The sequence below is a fragment of the Mesorhizobium sp. M7A.F.Ca.CA.004.04.2.1 genome, from assembly GCF_004022825.1.
Taxonomy (GTDB): domain Bacteria; phylum Pseudomonadota; class Alphaproteobacteria; order Rhizobiales; family Rhizobiaceae; genus Mesorhizobium.
This window is the reverse complement of sequence record NZ_RZPH01000214.1, coordinates 2,468-7,061: the sequence shown is the minus strand read 5'-3', so window position 1 is coordinate 7,061 and position 4,594 is coordinate 2,468. Positions and strand designations below refer to the sequence as shown.

Genomic DNA, 4,594 nt, shown 5'->3' with positions numbered 1-4,594 from the left:
GTTCAACTCGCTGTTCTTCGACAGTGAGCGCTACGATCTGTCGGCCGTCGGCCGCGTCAAGATGAACATGCGTCTCGAGCTCAAGGCCGAGGACACCGTGCGCGTGCTGCGCAAGGACGACATCCTGGCCGTGGTCAGGACGCTGGTCGAGCTGCGCGACGGCAAGGGCGAGATCGACGACATCGACAATCTCGGCAACCGCCGCGTGCGTTCGGTCGGCGAGCTGATGGAAAACCAGTACCGCGTCGGCCTGCTGCGCATGGAGCGCGCGATCAAGGAGCGTATGTCCTCGATCGAGATCGACACGGTCATGCCGCAGGACCTGATCAACGCCAAGCCGGCGGCTGCCGCCGTGCGCGAGTTCTTCGGTTCCTCGCAGCTGTCGCAGTTCATGGACCAGACCAACCCGCTGTCGGAGATCACCCACAAGCGCCGCCTCTCGGCGCTTGGACCGGGCGGTCTGACCCGCGAGCGCGCCGGCTTCGAAGTGCGCGACGTGCACCCGACGCATTACGGCCGCATCTGCCCGATTGAGACGCCGGAAGGCCCGAATATCGGTCTGATCAACTCGCTGGCCACCTTCGCACGCGTCAACAAATACGGCTTCATCGAGAGCCCGTACCGCAAGATCGTCGACGGCAAGCTGACCAATGACGTCGTCTATCTCTCCGCGATGGAAGAGGCCAAGCACCATGTCGCGCAGGCCAACGCCGAGCTCGACAAGAACGGTGGTTTCGTCGACGAATTCGTCATTTGCCGCAGCGCCGGCGAAGTGATGATGGCGCCGCGCGAAAACGTCGATCTGATGGACGTGTCGCCCAAGCAGATGGTGTCGGTGGCCGCGGCCCTGATCCCGTTCCTGGAAAACGACGACGCCAACCGCGCTCTGATGGGCTCGAACATGCAGCGTCAGGCCGTGCCGCTGGTGCGCGCCGAGGCGCCGTTCGTCGGCACCGGCATGGAGCCGATCGTCGCCCGTGACTCGGGCGCCGCCATCGGCGCCCGCCGCGGCGGCATCGTCGACCAGGTGGACGCGACGCGTATCGTTATCCGCGCCACCGAAGATCTCGATCCGGGCAAGTCCGGCGTCGATATCTACCGGCTGATGAAGTTCCAGCGTTCGAACCAGAACACCTGCATCAACCAGCGTCCGCTGGTTCGCATGGGTGACCGGGTCAACAAGGGCGACATCATCGCCGACGGTCCGTCGACCGAGCTCGGCGATCTGGCGCTCGGCCGCAACGTGCTGGTCGCGTTCATGCCGTGGAACGGCTACAACTACGAGGACTCGATCCTCCTGTCCGAACGCATCGTCGCCGATGACGTCTTCACCTCGATCCACATCGAGGAGTTCGAGGTCATGGCGCGCGATACCAAGCTCGGACCGGAGGAAATCACGCGCGATATTCCAAACGTCTCGGAAGAAGCGCTGAAGAACCTCGACGAAGCCGGCATCGTCTATATCGGTGCCGAAGTTCAGCCGGGCGACATCCTGGTCGGCAAGATCACGCCGAAGGGCGAAAGCCCGATGACGCCGGAAGAGAAGCTTCTGCGCGCCATCTTCGGCGAAAAGGCATCCGATGTGCGCGACACCTCGATGCGCATGCCTCCGGGCACTTTCGGCACGGTCGTCGAGGTGCGCGTCTTCAATCGCCACGGTGTGGAGAAGGACGAGCGCGCCATGGCGATCGAGCGCGAGGAGATCGAACGCCTCGCCAAGGACCGCGACGACGAACAGGCCATTCTGGACCGTAACGTCTACGCGCGTCTTTCCGACGTGCTCGTCGGCAAGGAAGCGATCGCCGGACCGAAGGGCTTCAAGAAGGGCTCGACGCTGTCCAAGGATACGCTCGACGAGTATCCGCGTTCGCAGTGGTGGCAGTTTGCCGTGGAGAACGAAAAGCTCCAGAGCGAACTCGAGGCGCTCCGTGGCCAGTACGACGATTCCAAGAAGGCGCTCGAACAGCGTTTCATGGACAAGGTCGAGAAGGTCCAGCGCGGCGACGAAATGCCTCCGGGCGTCATGAAGATGGTCAAGGTCTTCGTGGCCGTGAAGCGCAAGATGCAGCCCGGCGACAAGATGGCCGGCCGTCACGGCAACAAGGGTGTCGTGTCGCGGATCGTTCCGGTCGAAGACATGCCTTTCCTCGAGGACGGCACGCATGCCGATATCGTGCTCAACCCGCTGGGTGTGCCGAGCCGCATGAATGTCGGCCAGATCCTGGAAACGCATCTGGGCTGGGCATGCGCGGGCATGGGCAAGAAGATCGGCGAGCTGATCGACACGTACAAGGCAGCCGGCGACATCAAGCCGCTGCGCAAGACGCTCGAGAGCTTCATCCCGGCCAACGACCGCAACGAGCCGGTTCGTGACTATGACGACGAGAGCATTGTTCGCCTCAGCGAGCAGATGCGCCGCGGCGTCTCGATCGCGACCCCGGTGTTCGACGGCGCGCATGAGGCTGACATCAACATCATGCTGGAGCAGGCGGGCCTGCATACCAGCGGTCAGTCGCAGCTCTATGACGGACGCACGGGCGAGCCGTTCGATCGCAAGGTGACGATGGGCTACATCTACATGCTCAAGCTTCACCACCTCGTGGACGACAAGATCCACGCGCGTTCGATCGGTCCGTACTCGCTCGTTACCCAGCAGCCGCTGGGCGGCAAGGCGCAGTTCGGTGGCCAGCGCTTCGGCGAGATGGAGGTCTGGGCGCTCGAAGCATACGGCGCCGCCTACACGCTGCAGGAAATGCTGACGGTGAAGTCCGACGACGTCGCCGGTCGTACCAAGGTCTACGAGGCGATCGTGCGTGGCGACGACACCTTCGAGGCCGGCATCCCCGAGAGCTTCAACGTTCTCGTCAAGGAAATGCGGTCTCTCGGCCTCAATGTCGAGCTGGAGAACACCAAGCTCGACGACAACCCTGTCCGGCTGCCCGATGCTGCCGAATAGGGGCGCGGCCGAGTAAACAAGACGTTCGGTCGCGGAAATCGCGACCGAACGCACCAAATTCTTCGGCCGGTGGCCGACACACGACGGCGGGCGTTTGGCCCGCGCTAGATGCAAGGGGTTTTCGAGGACCCCGAAAAGGAGAACGGCATGAACCAAGAGGTCATGAATCTCTTCAATCCGCAGGCGCCTGCGCAGGTGTTCGATTCCATTCGGATATCGCTTGCCAGCCCTGAGAAGATTCTGTCCTGGTCTTTCGGCGAGATCAAGAAGCCGGAGACCATCAACTACCGCACCTTCAAGCCGGAGCGTGACGGTCTGTTCTGCGCGCGCATTTTTGGCCCGATCAAGGACTACGAGTGCCTGTGCGGCAAGTACAAGCGCATGAAGTACAAGGGCGTCATCTGCGAGAAGTGCGGCGTCGAAGTCACGCTGTCGCGCGTTCGCCGCGAGCGCATGGGCCATATCGAGCTGGCGGCTCCGGTCGCCCATATCTGGTTCCTGAAGTCGCTGCCGTCGCGCATCGGCACGCTGCTCGACATGACCCTGAAGGACATCGAGCGCGTCCTCTACTTCGAGAACTACATCGTCACCGAACCTGGCCTCACCGCGCTGAAGGAGCACCAGCTGCTCAGCGAGGAAGAGTACATGATCGCCGTCGACGAGTATGGCGAGGATAGTTTCACCGCCATGATCGGCGCCGAGGCCATTCATGACCTCCTGGCGGGCATGGACCTGGAGAAGATCGCCGGCGACCTGCGTTCGGAACTGGCTTCGACCACCTCCGAGCTGAAGCAGAAGAAGTATCTGAAGCGGCTCAAGGTCGTCGAGAACTTCATGGAATCCGGCAACCGTCCGGAATGGATGATCATGAAGGTGGTTCCGGTGATCCCGCCGGACCTGCGTCCGCTGGTTCCTCTGGACGGCGGCCGCTTCGCCACGTCGGATCTGAACGATCTCTATCGCCGCGTCATCAACCGCAACAACCGTCTGAAGCGGCTGATCGAGCTGCGCGCTCCCGGCATCATCGTGCGCAATGAAAAGCGCATGCTGCAGGAAGCCGTCGATGCGCTGTTCGACAACGGCCGTCGCGGCCGCGTCATCACCGGCGCCAACAAGCGCCCGCTGAAGTCGCTGTCCGACATGCTCAAGGGCAAGCAGGGCCGGTTCCGTCAGAACCTGCTCGGCAAGCGCGTCGACTATTCCGGCCGCTCGGTCATCGTGACCGGTCCGGAGCTCAAGCTGCACCAGTGCGGCCTGCCCAAGAAGATGGCGCTCGAACTGTTCAAGCCCTTCATCTACGCCCGTCTCGACGCCAAGGGTTACTCCTCGACCGTCAAGCAGGCGAAGAAGCTGGTCGAAAAGGAGCGTCCGGAAGTCTGGGATATCCTCGACGAGGTCATCCGCGAGCATCCGGTGCTGCTGAACCGTGCGCCGACGCTGCACCGTCTCGGCATCCAGGCGTTCGAGCCGATCCTGATCGAAGGCAAGGCGATCCAGCTGCACCCGCTGGTCTGCACGGCCTTCAACGCCGACTTCGACGGCGACCAGATGGCCGTTCACGTGCCGCTGTCGCTGGAAGCGCAGCTTGAAGCCCGCGTGCTGATGATGTCGACCAACAACATCCTGCACCCGGCTTCC

1 protein-coding gene and 1 pseudogene are annotated in these 4,594 nt (G+C 62.7%); both read left to right on the top strand.

What is annotated here, in order from left to right:
* Nucleotides 1-2,956 (top strand): DNA-directed RNA polymerase subunit beta (gene rpoB, locus EN893_RS12305; RefSeq protein ID WP_128361555.1); only part of this gene is annotated, 2,956 nt, incomplete at its 5' end.
* A gap of 147 nt (nt 2,957-3,103) precedes the next feature.
* Nucleotides 3,104-4,594: pseudogene (locus tag EN893_RS39190) on the top strand (DNA-directed RNA polymerase subunit beta'); the annotation flags it as partial.